The sequence below is a fragment of the Cellulomonas sp. RIT-PI-Y genome, assembly GCF_025642745.1.
GTDB lineage: Bacteria > Actinomycetota > Actinomycetes > Actinomycetales > Cellulomonadaceae > Cellulomonas.
The window spans coordinates 1-16,690 of record NZ_JANZKP010000066.1 but is presented as its reverse complement, the minus strand read 5'-3'; the positions used below and the strand labels follow the sequence as shown (position 1 = coordinate 16,690).

The following is a 16,690-nucleotide window of genomic DNA, read 5'->3' as shown; positions in this document are numbered from 1 at the left end:
CTCCGGCCAGGCGGTGCGGTCGTGGATGGTGGCGGAGGCATCCGTGCCGATCTCGATCAGCTGCCAGTCCAGGATGCTGCGGGTGTCCGGGTCGAAGCGCAGCAGGGTCATCTCCGCCGTGCCCTTGAGCGGGCCGATCCGTGGCTCGTTCTCCTGGGCGCCGGCGGTCGAGGAACTGATGTAGCGGATGCCCTCGCCGATCTGCTCGGGATCGGTCCGGCTGTGCAGGTGCCCGGAGAACAGCGCGGGCACGCACCCGTCGTCCAGCAGGGCGGGGACCCGCGGGTTGTGGAACAGCACCAGGTCGACCCCGTCCGGGTCCTCGCAGGCCACGTCGTGCAGCCGTCGCGCCACCGCGGAGTAGGACTCGTCCTGCTGCTGCTCGATGATCAGCCGGGTGGCCTTCGGGTCGTGGTCGCCCAGGATCCGGATGCCGCGAACGTCGATCACGCCGCCGTCCAGCACGGTCGCGCCGGCCTTGGCGTACTGCGCGGTGGTCTCGGAGGAGTCGTGGTTGCCCGGAGCGGTGATCAGATCGACCCCCTGCGGGATCGCCCGGGCGAAGGTGGTCACGCAGTACTGCTCCACCGAGGTGCCGTTCATGGTGGTGTCCCCGGCATCCAGCACGATCTGCGCGCCGGACAGCTCGACCATCGAGGTGATCAGCGGCGCCATTCCCACGTTGCAGTGCAGGTCGGAGATCAGCAGCAGCGTGATCGGCTCGGTCGGCTCCTCGGTCGCGCTCGACGACGGGGACGGCGAGCCGGTCGCCGTGGCGGTGGCCCCGGCGGTCGCCGAGGTGGTCCCGGCGTCGTCCAGTGCGGTGGGCTCGTCCGAGGGGTCCTCGTCCGGCTGCGTGGCGGACCAGTCGTCCCAGGCGGCGACCAGCGCGTCGTCGGCCTGGGCGTAGAAGTCCTCGTTGTCCCGGTAGGCGTCGACCAGCAGTCCGCCGTAGGTGTTGATGATGCCGCCGAGCCGACCGGTGACCCGGGCGCCCTCCAACGGGGTGTCCGCGAACACCGTCGACACCGGGGTCGCCAGCGTGGCCGCCCGGCGCTCGCGGACCACCGACACGGTCACCGCGAGGGCCAGCACCAGCACGGTCGCGGTCACCGACGCCAGGGTGCCGTGGTGGCGCCGTGCGCCGCGGGCCAGCTCCGCCCGCCGGGTCCCGCCCAGCAGTGCCCGCGCCGCGAGCACCAGGGCCGCGATCGCCAGCAGCGCGGCCCCGGACCGCCAGAGCGCGTTCACCACCAGTGCGCGCGCCGCGTCCTCGATGGTCGCCTGCGGCCCGGTGAAGAACTGCAGATAGGACGCCGCATCGTCGCTCAGCTGTTGCAGGGTGTCGATGTCGTCCAGCGCGTCGACGTTGTCCGGGATCTCCTGCACGGTCACCCGCGCGCCCAGCCCCAGCGGCAGCGGCGAGTCGAGCTCCACCGTGCCCAGCGGGCCGAGATCCAGGGTGACCTCCTGATCGGTGGTCACGTCGTACTGCGCCTCGTGCGGGCCGAAGCTGAGCCGGGCACTGGCGGTGGTCACGCCGAAGGTCAGGGCGACGAGGACGGCCAGCAGCGCGCCGACCGCCCAGCCGATCCGGGTGCGGGCGCGGTGGCCAGGGACGGGAGCGGGGTTCTCGGACATCCCGATCGACTCTAGACGGGGAGCGCGACGAACGCCCTGGTGGTAGTCCAGGACCATGACGGACGACTCGCCCCAGCAGGAGAGCACGCTCACCGTGGTGCTGGCCCTGGCCGCCAACGCCCTGGTCGCCCTCGCCAAGACCGTCGCCGCGGTCCTCACCGGTGCGGCGTCGATGCTCGCCGAGGCCTCGCACTCCTGGGCGGACACCGGGAACGAGGTCTTCCTGCTGGTGGCTCAGCGCCGGGGAGCGCGGCCGGCCGACCGGACGCACCCGCTCGGCTACGGCCGGGAGATCTACATCTGGTCGCTGTTCGCCGCGATCGGCCTGTTCGCGGTGGGTGCCGGGGTGTCGATCACGCACGGCATCCAGGAGCTGGTGCACCCCGAACCGGCGGAGAACTTCACCGTGGCCTACGTGGTGCTGGCGGTGGCCTTCGTGCTGGAGGGCGTCTCCTTCCTCCAGGCGTGGCGGCAGGCCAGGTCGGCGGCCGACAGCCGGGACCGGGAGCTGTGGGAGCACCTGCTGAGCACGTCGGACCCGACGGTGCGGGCGGTGTTCTTCGAGGACGCGGCCGCGCTGGTCGGCATCGTGATCGCCACGGCCGGGATCGGTGCGCACCAGCTCACCGGCTCCGCGGTGCCGGACGCGGTGGGGTCGATCCTGGTCGGCGTGCTCCTCGCGGTGGTCGCGCTGGTGCTGATCGACCGCAACCGGCGGTTCCTGGTGGGGGAGGGCGCCGATCCGGAGCTGGAACGCGCCGCCGTCCGGGCGCTGCTCGCCCTGCCCGGAGTGGCCCGGGTGACCCAGGTGCGGCTGGAGTACGTCGGTGCCGGGCGGGTGTTCCTGACCGGAGCGGTGGACCTGACCGGGAACCCGGCCGAGGACGACGCCGCGCACGCGCTGGCCGCGATCGAGCGCGATGTGGCCCGGACGCCCGGGGTGATCGGGGCGGTGCTGTCGCTGTCCGAACCCGAGGAGCCGGCGCTCGCGGGGTGAACCCGGACGAACCGGTCATCGGGCGTGTGTTCCCCGTCACGCCCGGGAAATCCTGGTGAAACGTGCCGGTAACCAGGCGTAGCCTGTGCGCTGAGGGTGCTCCGTCCGGGTCGGACGGGTGACGCAGCGCCTGTCGTGATGCGGCGCCTGCGGGGTGCCATCTGCGTGGCATCGCTCCACCCTCCGCGGCTCCGGAGACCCTGGGGCTCGCGGTCACCGACCAGACGATCCGCCCCAGGAGGGCTCCGATGACCATGTCCCTGACCCGCCGCCCCGTCCGCCTGCTGACCCTGGGCGCCACCGCGCTGGTCGCCGTGGGCCTGCTGGGCGCCTGCGCCTCCGGCAACGGCAGCTCCGACGAGACCACCGCCGGCTCCGGCGCCAGCTCGGCCGCGGCCGCCGACGCCGAGGTCACCGTGTACGACCAGACCGGCCTGCTGCTGGTCACCGCGCAGGAGACCTTCGAGGGCAAGGGCCTGGTCGTGGACGTCGCCGACGCCACCGGTCAGGGCCGCACCATCGACGACCCGACCCAGTGGGTCGTCGTCACCCAGGACCCGATCGACGGCACCCTGCCGGCCGGTTCGACCGTCACCCTCACCGCGCGGATGACCACCGACGATGTGAGCACGGAGAACTGAACCGTTCCGGCGAACGGCGTCCGGGGAATAATCCCTGGACGCCGTTCGCTGTATCCGGCGAGACTTGGTCTCACCCGGTTCGCGTGACGGTGGCAGCATCCCGTCGCGGAAGGACCGGCCCGGACGCGGAGCACGCTTCCCTCGCGAGGGATGGACGGACGCGGGACGGGTGGCTCGTCATCGACGGTCCTCAACGAGGCCGGGACGGTTCAAGCCGCGCGGGAGAAGGACAAACGGGCGCGGTGGACGATGGCGTACGGATGCTGCCCCACGGCGACGGCGGCCCCTTCGGGGGTCGCCGTTCTCACGTCCGGGCCAGGACCTGGCGCAGCAGGGCCCGCAGCTGACCGAGGTAGCCGCCGCCGAACAGCACCGCGTGCATGCCCACCGGGTAGACCTGGTGCAGTCCGATCCGGTGCCGCCAGCCGCGCCGTAGCGGATGCACCCGCTGGTACCCGTCGATCACCTCGGCCAGGTACGGCAGACCGAACAGCGCCAGCATCGCCAGGTCCGACTCCCGGTGACCGCCGTGGGCCGCCGGGTCGATCAGGGTCGCGCCGTCCGGCGTCCACAGCACGTTGCCGGACCACAGGTCGCCGTGCACCCGGGCCGGACGGTCGTCGTCGTCCCACGCGCCGGAGCGCAGCCGCTCCGCGAACCGGGGCAGGTCGTCCTCGGCGGGCAGCGCCTCGATCAGCGGCGTGATCCGGCAGTCGGCCAGGAAGGCGCCCCAGGTGCCGGAGGACCCGGCGGGCATCGGCAGCGGCCTGTCCAGCGGCCCGAAGAAGCCGTCGCCGGTCCAGCCCGCCGGCGGGCTGCCGAAGGCCGGTGCCCCCGCGTCGTGCAGGACGGCCAGTCGCCGGCCGAAGTCGGTCGCGGCGGCCGGGGTCGGCGCCACCTCCGCGAGCCGGACCAGGTCCAGGTGGTCCGGCCCGACGTCGAGCACGTCGGCCACCGGCGGGCCGCCCGGCACCCGGAGCCAGCGCAGTCCCGCCGCCTCGCAGGCGAAGAAGCCGTCGGGCGCGTCCGGACGCTGTTTGCGGTGGAGGGCCATCGACCCACTGTGGACCACGCGGCTCAGCCCGGCTCCTCCACCCCGCGCAGGTGGTCGAAGATCAGGCTGGTCTCGGTGCCGGCGACCTCGGGCCGCTCGCTGAGCTGCTCCACCACGAAGCGGCGCAGCGCCGCGGTGTCCCGGACCGCGACGTGCAGCAGGTAGTCGTCCGCACCGGCCAGGAAGTACACGTCCAGCACCTCGGGCCGTGCCGCCAGGTCCCGGGCGAAGCCGGTCAGTCCGTGTCGGGAGCCGGGGGCCATCCGCACCGCGATCATCGCGCGCAGACCCCGGCCGACCGCCACCGGGTCGATCTCGGCGTGGAAGCCCCGGATCACACCGGAGTCGCGCAGGCCCCGCACCCGGGCCAGGCAGGTCGACGGTGCGATCCCCACCGCCGCGGCCAGCGCGCTGTTGGCCATCCGGCCGTCGGCACGCAGCAGGCGCAGGATCCGGCGATCGACCGCGTCCAGCACCGGGCGCCGAACATCCTGCGGCGGAGCCAGGCTCTCACCCGTGGGAACCGACGATGCTTCGGTCATACCGGCACCGTACCGAACGACCTCGCATCGTTACGCGCAGGAAACGACCGGAACTTCACGATGGGCCCGTCCGCACCACGCGCGTCCCGAGGAGCTCAGCATGAGGATCGGCATCCCGACCGAGATCAAGAACGCCGAGGACCGGGTCGCGCTCACCCCGGCCGGTGCGCACCACCTCGTCGCGGCCGGGCACCGGGTGCTGGTGCAGTCCGGTGCGGGGCTCGGCTCCGCCCTCACCGACGACGCCTATGCTGCGGTCGGTGCGGAGCTGGTGCCGACCGCCGCCGAGCTGTGGTCCGGGGTGGATCTGGTCTGCAAGGTGAAGGAGCCGGTCGCCGCCGAGTACGGCTTCCTGCGCGAGGACCTGACCCTGTTCACCTACCTGCACGCCGCCGCCGACCGCCCGCTGACCGACGCGTTGCTGTCCTCCGGCGTCACGGCCCTGGCCTACGAGACGGTGCAGCTCGCGGACGGCTCGCTGCCGTTGCTGGCCCCGATGAGCGAGGTGGCGGGCCGGCTCGCGGTGCAGATCGGCGCGCACCACCTGATGTCGTCCGCGGGGGGAGCGGGCCGGCTGCTCGGCGGGGTGCCCGGCGTCGAACCGGCGAAGGTCCTGGTGATCGGCGGCGGGGTCTCCGGTCGGCACGCGATCGAGGTCGCCCTCGGCATGCGTGCGGACGTCACCGTGCTGGACGTGTCGTTGCCCACCCTGCGTGCGCTGGACGCGGCCTTCGACGGCAGGGTCCGGACCGTGGCGTCCTCCGCGCTGGCGATCGCCGATCGGGTGGCGGACGCGGACCTGGTGATCGGGGCCGTGCTGGTGCCCGGCGCCCGCGCGCCACGTCTGGTCACCGATGCGATGGTGGCCCGGATGCGGCCGGGATCGGTGCTGGTCGACATCGCGGTCGACCAGGGCGGCTGCTTCGAGTCCACCCGGCCCACCACCCACGACGACCCGGTGTTCACCGTGCACGGCAGCACGTTCTGCTGCGTGGCCAACCTGCCCGGAGCTGTCCCGGTGACCAGCACCCACGCCCTGACGAACGCCACCCTGCCGTACCTGTCCGCCCTCGCCGACCGGGGGTGGGCGGCCGCGGTGGATGCCGACCCGACCCTGGCCGGAGGTCTGACCACCGAGGCCGGACTGCTCCGGCACGCGGGGGTCGCGACGGCGCACGGAATTCCGTTCACCCCGCGCCCCTGAGCTGGCAGGATCCCCGGATGGAGCCTTTCGACCTCAGCGACGGCACCGTCCTGCTCCGCACCCCGGGGGCCGAGGACGTCGACGCGATCGTCGCCGCCTGCCAGGACCCGGACATCCAGGAGTGGACCACGGTGCCCACGCCCTATCGGTACGAGCACGCGGTCGGCTTCGTGCACGACGTCGTGGCCGGCGGATGGGGCACGGGCAGCCCGACCTGGGCGATCCGGGAGGTGGCCGACGGCGAGCGGCTGGTGGGCATGATCGGGCTGACCGCGCAGCCGGTGCGGTCGGCGGAGATCGGCTGGTGGCTGGTCCCGGACGCCCGTGGCCGGGGGCTGATGGGCCGCTCGGTCGAGCTGGTGGTCACCGCGGCCTTCGGCCGACTGGGGCTGGACCGGATCGAGTGGCGGGCCTTCGCCGGGAACGAGTCGTCCCGCGCGGTCGCCGAGCGCGCCGGCTTCACCGTGGAGGGCTGCATCCGTGGCGGCGCGGTGACGGGGGACACCCGGCGCGACGACTGGGTGGGCACGCTGCTCACCACCGATCGGCGATGATGGCGGACATGACGACCCTCGATCCCGCGAACCCGTTCGCCACCGCGTCCACGCTGCCCTACGGCCTGCCGGACTTCAGCGCGCTGCGCACCGAGCACTACCGGCCCGCCCTGCTGGCGGGCATGGCGGCCGAGCGGGCGGAGGTCGAGGCGATCGCCACCGACCCGGCCCAACCCACCGTGGAGAACACCCTGGTGGCCCTCGAGCGCTCCGGTCACCTGCTGCACGTCGCGGCCACGGTCTTCTACAACCTGGCCTCCGCCGACTCCACCGACGAGCTGGCCGCACTGGAGGAGGAGTTCGCCCCGTTGCTCGCCGCGCACGAGGACGCGATCTTCCTGGACGCCCGGCTGTTCGCCCGGGTGGACGCACTGGCCCAGGCGGACCTGGACCTGGACGCCGACACGGCGTACCTGCTGAAGAACCTGCACACCGACTTCATCCGGGCCGGCATCCGGCTGGACGCGGCCGCCCAGGACCGGCTGCGGACCCTGAACGCGGAGATCACCCGGCTGGAGACCGTCTTCGGTCGCCAGCTGCTGGACGAGACCAACGCGGCGGCGGTCCTGGTCACCGACCGCGACGAGCTGGCCGGTCTGCCGGAGGACGCGATCGCCGCCGCGGCCGAGGCCGCCACCCGCCGCGGCCACGATGGCGCCTGGCTGATCGACCTGATCCTGCCCACCCAGCAGCCGTTGCTCGCCCAGCTCCGGGACCGCGGCCTGCGCGAGCGGTTGCACACCGCCTCGGTCACCCGGGGCGGCAAGGGCGGCGAGCACGACACCCGCGCCACCCTGCTCGCCCTCGCGAGGGCCCGGGCCGAGCGGGCGCAGCTGCTCGGCTACGAGCACCACGCCGCGTACGTGGTCGAGGACGCGACCGCCAGGACCACCGCGGCGGTGGACGGCATCCTGCGCCCGCTGGCCCCGGCCGCCGTCGCGAACGCCCGGGCCGAGGCCGGGGCCCTGGAGGCCGCTCTGCGCCGGGACGTGCCCGACGCCACGCTGGAACCCTGGGACTGGTCCTATTACGCCGAGCAGGTCCGCAAGGAGGTCCGCTCGCTGGACGACAGCCTGCTGCGGCCCTACCTGGAGCTGGACCGGGTGCTCACCGAGGGCGTGTTCCGTGCCGCCCGTGAGCTCTACGGCCTGACCTTCACCGAGCGCACCGACCTGGTCGGCTACCACCCGGACGTGCGGGTGTTCGAGGTGTTCGACGCGGACGGCAGCGGGCTCGGCCTGTTCCTGGGCGACTACTGGACCCGGGACGCCAAGCGGGGCGGGGCCTGGATGAACAACCTGGTCGACCAGTCGCACCTGCTGGACGAGCGCCCGGTCGTGGTGAACAACCTCAACATCCCCAAGCCGCCGGCGGGTGAGCCGACGCTGCTCACCTGGGACGAGGTGATCACGATGTTCCACGAGTTCGGCCACGCGCTGCACGGTCTGTTCTCCGACGTGCGCTACCCGTCCCAGTCCGGCACCGACGTGCCGCGCGACTTCGTCGAGTACCCGTCGCAGGTGAACGAGATCTGGGCCTGGGAGCCGAGCATCCTGGCCGCCTACGCGGTCCACCACCGGACCGGCGAGCCGATGCCGCAGGCCTGGATCGACACCCTGATCGCGGCGCGGCAGGACGGCGAGGGCTTCGCCACCACGGAGTACCTGGCGGCCGCACTGCTGGACCAGGCCTGGTACCGGCTGTCCCCGGAGCAGGTCCCGGCCGACGTGGATCAGGTCGAGGCCTTCGAGCGGGCCGCGCTGGAGGAGGCCGGGATCGACTACGCCGCGGTGCCGCCCCGCTACCGGAGCACGTACTTCAACCACGTGTTCAGCGGCGGCTACTCGGCCGGGTACTACTCGTACATCTGGTCCGAGGTGCTGGACGCCGACACCGTGACCTGGTTCGAGGAGAACGGCGGTCTGCGCCGGGAGAACGGCGACCGGTTCCGGTCGGTGCTGCTGTCCCGCGGCGGCTCGGTCGACCCGATGTCGGCGTTCCGCGAGCTGCGCGGGCGGGACCCGCGGACCGAGCCGCTGCTGGCCCGCCGGGGGCTGGCGCTCTGACGTCGCGTGCCGTGACCGGGGCCCGACCGCCCCGGTCACGGCGGGTACGGTGGCTCCCATGAGCCCGCTGCCCGGTGACCACGACCACGACCGCTCCACTGCGGAGCCCGGCCTCCGCACGCCGGCCGAGGCCGAGGTCGTCCGGCTCACGCAGGACCTGATCCGGATCGACACCTCCAACTACGGCGACGGCTCCGGCCCGGGGGAGCGCGCGGCCGCGGAGTTCGTGGTCGGCCAGCTGCAGGAGGTCGGGCTGGAGCCGGAGCTGTTCGAGTCCGCCCCCGGCCGCGCCAACGTGGTGGTCCGGATCCCGGGCGAGCACCCCGAGCGTCCGGCCCTGGTGCTGCACGGGCACACCGACGTGGTCCCGGCCGAGGCCAAGGACTGGAAGGTCGACCCGTTCGGCGGCGAGGAGTTCGACGGCATGGTCTGGGGCCGTGGCGCCGTGGACATGAAGGGGATGGACGCGATGATCCTGGCGGTGGTCCGCCAGATGATCCGCGAGGGCCGTCGCCCCGCCCGGGACCTGATCGTGGCGATGTTCGCCGACGAGGAGGCCGGCGGGAAGTTCGGCGCCCGGTACGCGGTGGACCACCGTCCGGAGCTGTTCGAGGGCGCCACCGAGGCGATCAGCGAGGTCGGCGGCTTCTCGGTGGACGTCGACGGGCAGCGCGCCTACCTGTTGCAGACCGCGGAGAAGGGCATCGCCTGGCTCAGGCTGATCGCGGACGGCCAGGCCGGGCACGGCTCGGCGGTCAACCCGGACAACGCGGTGAGCGAGCTGGCGGCCGCGGTCGCGCGGGTCGGCGCCCACCAGTGGGACATCCGCCTCACCCCGACCGTCCTGGCGCTGCTGGAGGGCGTCGCCGACCTCACCGGCCTGCCGCTGGACGTGGACGACCCGCTGGCGATCGACCGGCTGATCGGCGCGCTCGGCCCGGCCCGGCGGTTCGTCGGGTCCTCGATCCGCACCCTGGCCAACCCCACCCAGCTGCACGCCGGGTACAAGAGCAACGTGGTCCCGTCGCGGGCCACCGCCACCGTCGACGTCCGCCCGCTGCCCGGGGACCACGACGCCGTCCTGGCGAAGGTCCGCGAGCTGGCCGGTCCGCACGTGCGGGTCGAGCCGGAACACCTGGACATCGGCCTGGAGGTCCCGGCCACCGGTGACCTGGTCGACACCATGACCCGGGTGCTGCAGGACCAGGACCCCGGTGCGGTCGTGCTGCCGTACATGCTCAGCGCCGGGACCGACAACAAGTCGCTGGCCCGGCTCGGCATCACCGGCTATGGCTTCGCGCCGCTGCGGCTGCCCGCCGACCTGGACTTCACCGCGCTGTTCCATGGGGTCGACGAGCGGGTGCCGACCGACTCGCTGCGGTTCGGGGTGCGGGTGCTGGACGGGCTGCTGCGCGAGGCGTGAGCCCGCACGGTCTCACTCCGCGTACACGCCCAGGGTCGACTCGACCTTGATGATGCGGCGGCGTAGCCACACCTTGCGCTCGCCACCGAGGTAGATGCTGGTCCGCGCCAGCTCCCAGCGGCCGTACTCGGCCTCGTCGGTGAGCAGGCGCCGGGCGTCGCCGCGCGACGTGCTGCGCGGGATCGACACCACCCGGTACTCGTACTGCCGTGCGTCTGTTGCTCTACTGCGTGCCATCGCACCACCCAACACTGCGGTCGCCGGACCTATGCCGGTGTCATTGTGCCTGTTCGGGGGCTACGGTTCTGACCATGGCCATTGACCCCCGTGCAGCCCTCGACCGCTTCGTCGCCGCGCTCGAGGCGCACTTCGCCGCCGTGGCGACCCGCCGCACGGAGGACGACTCCCGCGTCGACGACGCCTACGACGTGCTGGCCGACGCCTTCGAGGTCTACGACGAGGCCCTGGTCACCGTGCACGGCGAGTCCACGCCGTTCTTCCTGGAGGACGACGAGGCCGAGGACGACGAGGACGACCACGACGACGCCGAGCTGGACGACGAGGACGACTACGACCTCGACGACCACCTGGACGACGACGAGGGCTGACTCCTCAACGGCGTTCCGGGTACCCGAGGGCCGGCGCGCTGACCTCGTCCAACGCCAGCACGATCTCCGGCGGCAGGTCGAGGTCCTCGGCGTTCAACGAGTCGCGCAGCTGGCCGGGGGTCCGGGCGCCGACGATCGACGACGCCACCTGCGCGCGCACCCGCAGCCAGGCCAGCGCGACCTCCAGCGGGGCACGGTCCAGCCCGCGCGCCGCGGTGATCACGGCCTCCACCACGCCGGAGGACTCCGCGCCCAGGTAGGGCTCCACGAATCCGGACAGGTGCGGGGAGGCGGCCCGGGAGTCCGCCGGCACGGTCCGCCGGTACTTGCCGGTCAGCACCCCGCGCCCCAGCGGCGACCAGGCCAGCAGCCCGACCCCCAGATCGGCGGCGGCGGGCAGCACCTCGCGCTCGATCCCGCGCTGCAGCAGGGAGTACTCCGCCTCCACTGCGGCCAGCCCCGGGTCCTCGCCGAGCAGGGTCGCCGCGCGGGCCACCTGCCACCCGGCGTGGTTCGACAGTCCGACGTAGCGGGTCCGGCCGGAGTCCACCGCACGGCGCAGGGCGGACACCGTCTCGGCCAACGGGGTGCGCGGGTCGGGGGTCTGCACCAGCCACAGGTCGACGTGGTCCGTGCCCAGCCGGCGCAGCGACGCGTCCAGGGTGTCCAGCAGCGACCCGCGCGAGGCGTCGACCACGCCGTGCCGGGCACCGGCCTTGGTGCACAGCACCAGGTCCTCACGATCCACCACCCGGCCGATCAGGCTGCCGAGCAGGTCCTCCGCGCCGCCGTCCGCGTAGGACGCCGAGGTGTCCACCAGGGTGCCCCCGGCCTCCGCGAAGTCCCGCAGCTGCTCGGCCGCGTCGTGCTCGTCGGTGTCCCGGGACCAGGTGAGGGTGCCGAGGCCGAGGTGGGAGACCCGCAGGCCGGTGCGTCCGAGCTGGCGCTGTTCCATGAGCGGCAGGTTATCGGCCGAGGTCCCGGGGATCGGACCGCCGCGCGGTTAGGGTGACTCCCCGTGAGCATCTGGGAAGCGATCGTCCTCGGACTGGTCCAGGGCCTGACCGAGTTCCTGCCGGTGTCGTCGAGTGCGCACCTGCGGATCGTGGGGGAGCTGATCGGCTCCGGCGATCCGGGCGCGGCCTTCACCGCGATCACCCAGATCGGCACCGAGCTGGCAGTCCTGCTGTACTTCCGCAACGACATCCGGCGGATCTGCCGGCACTGGTGGCGCGCGGTGCGGGGCGATCTCGGGCCGGACTGGAAGTCGCGGATCGGCATGCCGGACGGCGCCGCCAAGGACCCGGACGCGCTGATGGCCTGGTTCATCGCGCTGGGCTCCATCCCGATCGTGGTGCTCGGTGTGCTGTTCCAGGACGCGATCGAGGCGCCGTTCCGCAGCCTGTGGGTGATCGCGGCGACCCTGGTGGTCTTCGCGCTGATCCTGGACTGGGCGGACCGCCGGGGCGCGAACGACCGGGTGCTCACCGACCTGACCCCCAAGCACGCGGTCTACTTCGGTCTCGCGCAGGCGATGGCCCTCGTCCCGGGGGTCTCCCGCTCCGGCGGCACCATCACCGCCGGACGCCTGATGGGCTACACCCGCGAGGCGGCGGCCCGGTACTCGTTCTTCCTGGCGGTGCCCGCGGTGCTCGGTTCCGGGCTGTACCAGCTCGGCAAGAGCCTCGGCGACTTCGGCACCGCCGGGACGCCCGGGGTCGCGGCGACGCTGATCGCCACGATCGTGGCGTTCCTGGTCGGCTACGTGGTGATCATCGCCTTCCTCAAGATCGTGTCGACCTACTCCTACCGGCCGTTCGTGATCTACCGGGTCGGCCTGGCCGCGGTGGTCGTGCTGCTGCTGGTGACCGGCGTGCTGAAGCCGTTGGCCGGCGCATGATCGACGTGCGCTGGGAGGAGGAGGAGTACTGCCGGTACCTCAACGCCGAGCGCCGGGCCTACGCCTGGGTGCTCACCGAGGTGGGCGGGCTCGCGGGTGCCGCGGCGCAGCTGGCCGCCCGGGCGCAGTACCCGTACCAGGGACCGGACGCCGAGGACCGGGGACGGGTGTTCCACGACGAGTCCTGGCACTGGGCGATGCTCCGGCTGCACGGCGACCTGTACTGGCAGCACCGGCCCGAGCTGCTGCACCCGCCGGCCGACTACGAGGTCGTGTGGGACGTCGGCTACGCCCAGGACCCGGCTACAGCCAACCCGACCGCTTGAACAGCCGGAACAGCACGAAGGCCGATCCGGCCATCACCACCAGGCTGAGCGGGTAGCCGGCCAGCCAGTGCAGCTCCGGCATGTGCCGGAAGTTCATCCCGTAGATCCCGGCGATCAGGGTCGGCACCGCGATGATCGCCGCCCAGGCCGAGATCTTGCGCATGTCCTCGTTCTGCCGGACCGAGACCTGGGACAGGTAGACCGAGAGCATGTCGCCGAGCAGGGCGTCGTGGGAGTCCAGGTGCCGGTCGACCTTGTCCAGCGCGGTGTCCAGGCGCCGCATCCAGCGCATGGTGCGGGTCGCCGTGCCGCGGGCGTGGCGCGTCTCCGCCGACTCCTCGCTGTCCGCGATCAGCTCCGGGAACGCCGCCAGCAGCGGGACCAGCGAGCGCCGGGCCTCGGCGATCTCCCGCTTGAGGTCGTAGACCACCTGGGCCGGGTCGCCGGTGGCCCGCGGACCGAAGATCACCGCCTCGGTGTCCGCCACCGCCTCCCCGATGCCGACCTCCACGTCAGCCGCCCGCCCGACCAGCGCGATCAGCGCGGCCGCGAACACCTGGGTGCCGGGCTGCTCGGGCAGGTGCTCGTCGCCGGCCAGGCGCTCGAGCACGTCGTGCAGCAGGTCGGCCGGTCCCTCCTCGGCGGTCAGCGTGACGTCGTCGACGACCAGGCATGCCCACCAGCCGGTCGACACGTCCTGGGTGTCCGCGTCCCAGTGCAGGGTCGGGCTCAGCAGGAATCGTCCACCGCCGGGCAGCTTCCTCAGCTGGGCGCGGCGCGGCCGACGGGCTCCCGGCACGTCCACCGAGCGACGGACCGCCGACTCCGGGATCCCGGCCTGCCGTGCGGCATCGGCCAGCTCGTCCAGCGCGCCGACATGCACCCACGCGGCGGGCGGCTCCGCACCGGCCAACCGGGGCAGCAGTCCGTCGGCCGCGATCTCGTGCCAGCCCTCTGTGCCGTGCACCCATGCGTTCTCCACCCGGGCATTCTGCCGGTTAGGCTTCCGGCGTGCTGACCTGGCCCGCCCCGCAGATTCCCCAGCTTCCCGGCGAGGGCCGGCCGATCCGGGTGCGCGACAGCTCCACCGGCGATCTGGTGACCGCCGCCGAGGGGCCGGACGCCCGGCTCTACGTCTGCGGCATCACCCCCTACGACGCCACCCACCTCGGGCACGCCGCGACCTACGTGGCCTTCGACCTGCTGCTGCGCGGCTGGATCGACGAGGGCAAGACCGTGCGCTACGCCTCCAACGTCACCGACGTGGACGACCCGCTGCTGGAGCGTGCCCGGGCGACCGGCGTCGACTGGCAGGACCTGGCCGCCGACCAGATCGCGCTCTACCGCGAGGACATGACCGCACTCGGCGTCATCCCGCCGGACGTCTACACCGGTGCGGTCGAGTCGGTGCCGGACGTGGTCCGCGCCGTGCAGGCGCTGGTGGACGCGGGTGCGGCCTACCGGGTCGGCCGGCCGGACTCGACCGGGGCCGGGGAGGACGACGTGTACGCGGACCTGTCGGCCGATCCCTCCTTCGGTGCGGTCGCCCGGCTGGACGCGGCCACCATGCGGGCGTTCTTCGGCGAGCGCGGCGGCGACCCCGACCGGGCCGGCAAGCGGCACGAGCTCGACCCGTTGCTCTGGCGGGCGGCGCGCGACGGAGAACCGGCGTGGGACGGCGGCGACCTCGGTCCCGGCCGCCCGGGCTGGCACATCGAGTGCGCGGTGATCGCCCGGGACGGCCTCGGGCTGCCCTTCGACGTGCAGGGCGGCGGCAACGACCTGCGTTTCCCGCACCACGAGATGTCCACGTCGCACGCCCGGCTGCTGGACGACGGCCACGGTGCCCGCACCCACGTGCACACCGGCATGGTCGGGCTCGACGGCGAGAAGATGAGCAAGTCCCTGGGCAACCTGGTGCTGGTGTCGCGGCTGCGGGCGCAGGGCGTGGACGCGATGGCCGTCCGCCTGGCGATCCTCGCGCACCACTACGCCGGGGACTGGGAGTGGACCGACACCGTGATCGCCGACGCGGTCGCCCGGCTGGAGCACTGGCGCGACGCGGTCTCCGGCAACGGCGGACCGGCCGCGGACGACACCCTGGCCGAGATCCGCGCCGCCCTCGCCGACGACCTGGACGCCCCGCGGGCGCTGCGGGCGGTCGACGCCTGGGCCGATCTGTCGTCGTCCGGGCGGGTGCCGGACGACGAGCTGGTGGAGGGGGCGCCGGGGGTGATCGCCCGGGCGGTGAACGCGCTGCTGGGCGTGCGGATCTGACCCGGCGCTCAGCGCACCGAGTCGAGCCACTCCCGCGCGTCGGGCGCGTGGCAGAGCGAGCCGCCGGAGACCACCCAGGTCGCGCCGTGCGCTGCGCAGCGGTGGGCGAGATCCGGCGTGACCCCGCCGTCGACGCCGAGCTCGGCCGCACCGTGCAGCGCGTCGAGCCGGGTCAGGGTGCTCGGGCGGAACGCGGCGCCGGCCCGTCCGGGTTCGATCGCCATCACCAGGACCGCGGTCCCGGGCGGCAGGCCGTCGGGCAGCACCGCGGGGGAGCCGGGGGACAGCGCGAGGCCCGGCCGGGCGCCGAGGTCGGCCACCCGTCGTAGCGCCGCGCGCCAGCCCTCGGCCTCGATGTGCACGATCACCCGGTCGCAGACGGCCGCCCACGCGTCGACCCGGCTCAGCGGGTCGGCGACCATCAGATGGGCCTCGCCGGGGAGCCCGGTCCGCTCGCCGAGCAGCGCGGCCTCGGCCGGATCGAATCCGCCCGGTGCGGCGAACCGGCCGTCGGACACGTCCCAGTGCCAGCGGCGCAGGCCCGCGACGGTGAGCCGATCGGCGGTGCGGGGCCGGTCGGCGGCGGGCACCGACCAGAGCGAGGCGGCGACCAGCGTCATCCGAGGTCCTCGGCAACGACGATCGCGGGCAGCGCGAGCACCGCCTCGGCCAGCGCCCGGTCGCAGACGAGCTCGGTCACCAGGCCGGCCCGAACCACGGCGGCGAGCGCCCTGGCCTTGCGTGCGCCGCCGGCGGCGGCGACCACGCGCGGGATCCGGCGCATCTGCGCGGCGGTGATGGTCAGGCACCGGGCCTGGAAGTCCGGCGCCACCGGTTCGCCGTCGTCGGCCACCAGGATCGAGGCGACCTCCGCGACCACCCCGCGACCCAGCAGGTCAGTCTGCTCGGCGTCACCGACGGTGCGCAGCAGCTGCGACTCGGGCGGGTCCCACGACCCGACGCTCACCACGGCGGTGGTGAGGGAGTCGAACAGCTCCAGGGCTGCCGCGACGTCGGGCTGCCGCCGGAGCGCCTCCGCGGTGGCGGGGGAGTCGACCACCAGGGGCGCGAAGATCGGTCGTGCGGTGCCGCCCGAGCGCAGGGCCACCCGGCGGACGACCTCCACCGGCGAGTCGGCCAGGTCGGTGCCGATCGCGCCGGTCAGCTGGACGACGTCCATCGGGGGCAGCGGCGGCATCGACGCGCTCATCGCGGTCAGGGTGCGCCCCCAGGCCAGGCCGAGCACCTCGCCGGACCGCAGGGTGGCGCTGAGCAGCTCGGCCGCCGCCTCGCCGACCTGGCGGCGCACGTCGGCGTCGTCCCCGGTGGACTCGATCACGACCACCCGGGACAGCCCCAGGTGGTCGGCGACGCCGGCGGAGAGGTCGGGCAGGTGCAGACCGGCGTCCTGGATCGTGATGGTGACCATGCCCTGCTCCCTGGCCTGCTCCAGCAGT

The 16,690-nt window shown here is 73.5% G+C and carries 18 protein-coding genes; 10 read left to right on the top strand and 8 right to left on the bottom strand.

The annotated features are described in order from the left end of the window. On the bottom strand, nucleotides 1-1,641 hold a 1,641-nt coding region (locus tag OGL89_RS15435), incomplete at its 3' end, for a metallophosphoesterase (RefSeq protein ID WP_263121051.1). Between the two features lie 55 nt (nucleotides 1,642-1,696). Here OGL89_RS15435 and OGL89_RS15430 point away from each other — a divergent pair. Both OGL89_RS15430 and OGL89_RS15425 read left to right on the top strand, forming a co-directional pair. Further along, nucleotides 1,697-2,638: a cation transporter gene (locus tag OGL89_RS15430; RefSeq protein ID WP_263121050.1), complete on the top strand. Its 942-nt coding sequence runs from the start codon at nucleotides 1,697-1,699 to the stop codon at nucleotides 2,636-2,638. Nucleotides 2,639-2,886: 248 nt separating this feature from the next. Continuing rightward, a complete protein-coding gene (locus OGL89_RS15425) occupies nucleotides 2,887-3,279 on the top strand; it encodes a hypothetical protein (RefSeq protein ID WP_263121049.1) in 393 nt (130 codons plus the stop codon). Nucleotides 3,280-3,583: 304 nt separating this feature from the next. On the opposite strand, the gene OGL89_RS15420 is transcribed toward OGL89_RS15425, so the two are convergent. Continuing rightward, nucleotides 3,584-4,333, bottom strand: a complete 750-nt coding sequence (locus OGL89_RS15420; RefSeq protein WP_263121048.1) for a fructosamine kinase family protein — start codon at nucleotides 4,331-4,333, stop codon at nucleotides 3,584-3,586. Nucleotides 4,334-4,356: 23 nt separating this feature from the next. Then, a complete protein-coding gene (locus OGL89_RS15415) occupies nucleotides 4,357-4,875 on the bottom strand; it encodes an Lrp/AsnC family transcriptional regulator (protein ID WP_263121047.1) in 519 nt (172 codons plus the stop codon). A 100-nt stretch (nucleotides 4,876-4,975) separates the two neighbouring features. On the opposite strand from OGL89_RS15415, the gene ald reads away from it, so the two are divergent. From ald to OGL89_RS15395, 4 genes are read left to right on the top strand one after another with little or no spacing between them, the layout of a single operon-like run. Continuing rightward, nucleotides 4,976-6,079 carry an alanine dehydrogenase gene (gene ald, locus OGL89_RS15410; protein WP_263121046.1) on the top strand — a complete coding sequence of 368 codons (1,104 nt, stop codon included), beginning with the start codon at nucleotides 4,976-4,978 and terminating at the stop codon, nucleotides 6,077-6,079. Between the two features lie 17 nt (nucleotides 6,080-6,096). Continuing rightward, nucleotides 6,097-6,633 carry a GNAT family protein gene (locus OGL89_RS15405; protein ID WP_263121045.1) on the top strand — a complete coding sequence of 179 codons (537 nt, stop codon included), beginning with the start codon at nucleotides 6,097-6,099 and terminating at the stop codon, nucleotides 6,631-6,633. Between the two features lie 8 nt (nucleotides 6,634-6,641). Further along, nucleotides 6,642-8,699 carry a M3 family metallopeptidase gene (locus OGL89_RS15400; protein ID WP_263121044.1) on the top strand — a complete coding sequence of 686 codons (2,058 nt, stop codon included), beginning with the start codon at nucleotides 6,642-6,644 and terminating at the stop codon, nucleotides 8,697-8,699. A 58-nt stretch (nucleotides 8,700-8,757) separates the two neighbouring features. Continuing rightward, nucleotides 8,758-10,122 carry a M20/M25/M40 family metallo-hydrolase gene (locus tag OGL89_RS15395; protein ID WP_263121043.1) on the top strand — a complete coding sequence of 455 codons (1,365 nt, stop codon included), beginning with the start codon at nucleotides 8,758-8,760 and terminating at the stop codon, nucleotides 10,120-10,122. A gap of 12 nt (nucleotides 10,123-10,134) precedes the next feature. Here the strand turns inward: OGL89_RS15395 and OGL89_RS15390 are convergent, their stop codons facing one another. Beyond that, entirely contained in the window at nucleotides 10,135-10,359 is a 225-nt protein-coding gene (locus tag OGL89_RS15390) for a DUF5703 family protein (protein ID WP_263121042.1), read from the bottom strand. 74 nt (nucleotides 10,360-10,433) lie between these two features. Between OGL89_RS15390 and OGL89_RS15385 the strand changes: the two genes are divergently transcribed. Next, nucleotides 10,434-10,730 (top strand): primosomal protein, encoded by a 297-nt coding sequence (locus OGL89_RS15385; protein ID WP_263121041.1) that lies wholly within the window; start codon nucleotides 10,434-10,436, stop codon nucleotides 10,728-10,730. A gap of 4 nt (nucleotides 10,731-10,734) precedes the next feature. On the opposite strand, the gene OGL89_RS15380 is transcribed toward OGL89_RS15385, so the two are convergent. Continuing rightward, on the bottom strand, nucleotides 10,735-11,685 hold the full coding sequence (locus OGL89_RS15380; RefSeq protein WP_263121040.1) for an aldo/keto reductase: 951 nt from the start codon (nucleotides 11,683-11,685) through the stop codon (nucleotides 10,735-10,737). Between the two features lie 63 nt (nucleotides 11,686-11,748). On the opposite strand from OGL89_RS15380, the gene OGL89_RS15375 reads away from it, so the two are divergent. After that, nucleotides 11,749-12,630, top strand: coding sequence for an undecaprenyl-diphosphate phosphatase (locus tag OGL89_RS15375; RefSeq protein WP_263121039.1), 882 nt, complete (start codon nucleotides 11,749-11,751; stop codon nucleotides 12,628-12,630). Further along, nucleotides 12,627-12,956 (top strand): hypothetical protein, encoded by a 330-nt coding sequence (locus OGL89_RS15370; protein WP_263121038.1) that lies wholly within the window; start codon nucleotides 12,627-12,629, stop codon nucleotides 12,954-12,956. The genes OGL89_RS15375 and OGL89_RS15370 overlap by 4 nt, the downstream gene beginning before the upstream one ends. Here the strand turns inward: OGL89_RS15370 and OGL89_RS15365 are convergent. Next, nucleotides 12,934-13,938 (bottom strand): CorA family divalent cation transporter, encoded by a 1,005-nt coding sequence (locus OGL89_RS15365; protein ID WP_263121037.1) that lies wholly within the window; start codon nucleotides 13,936-13,938, stop codon nucleotides 12,934-12,936. The genes OGL89_RS15370 and OGL89_RS15365 overlap by 23 nt on opposite strands. Before the next feature lie 29 nt (nucleotides 13,939-13,967). Here OGL89_RS15365 and mshC point away from each other — a divergent pair, with 29 nt between their 5' ends. Continuing rightward, nucleotides 13,968-15,233, top strand: a complete 1,266-nt coding sequence (mshC, locus tag OGL89_RS15360; RefSeq protein WP_263121036.1) for a cysteine--1-D-myo-inosityl 2-amino-2-deoxy-alpha-D-glucopyranoside ligase — start codon at nucleotides 13,968-13,970, stop codon at nucleotides 15,231-15,233. 8 nt (nucleotides 15,234-15,241) lie between these two features. On the opposite strand, the gene OGL89_RS15355 is transcribed toward mshC, so the two are convergent. Beyond that, complete coding sequence (locus tag OGL89_RS15355; RefSeq protein ID WP_263121035.1) at nucleotides 15,242-15,853, bottom strand: hypothetical protein; 612 nt, start codon at nucleotides 15,851-15,853, stop codon at nucleotides 15,242-15,244. Next, nucleotides 15,850-16,690, bottom strand: an 841-nt coding sequence (locus OGL89_RS15350; RefSeq protein WP_263121034.1) for a sugar-binding domain-containing protein, incomplete at its 5' end; no start/stop codon positions are given. The genes OGL89_RS15350 and OGL89_RS15355, both read right to left, overlap by 4 nt.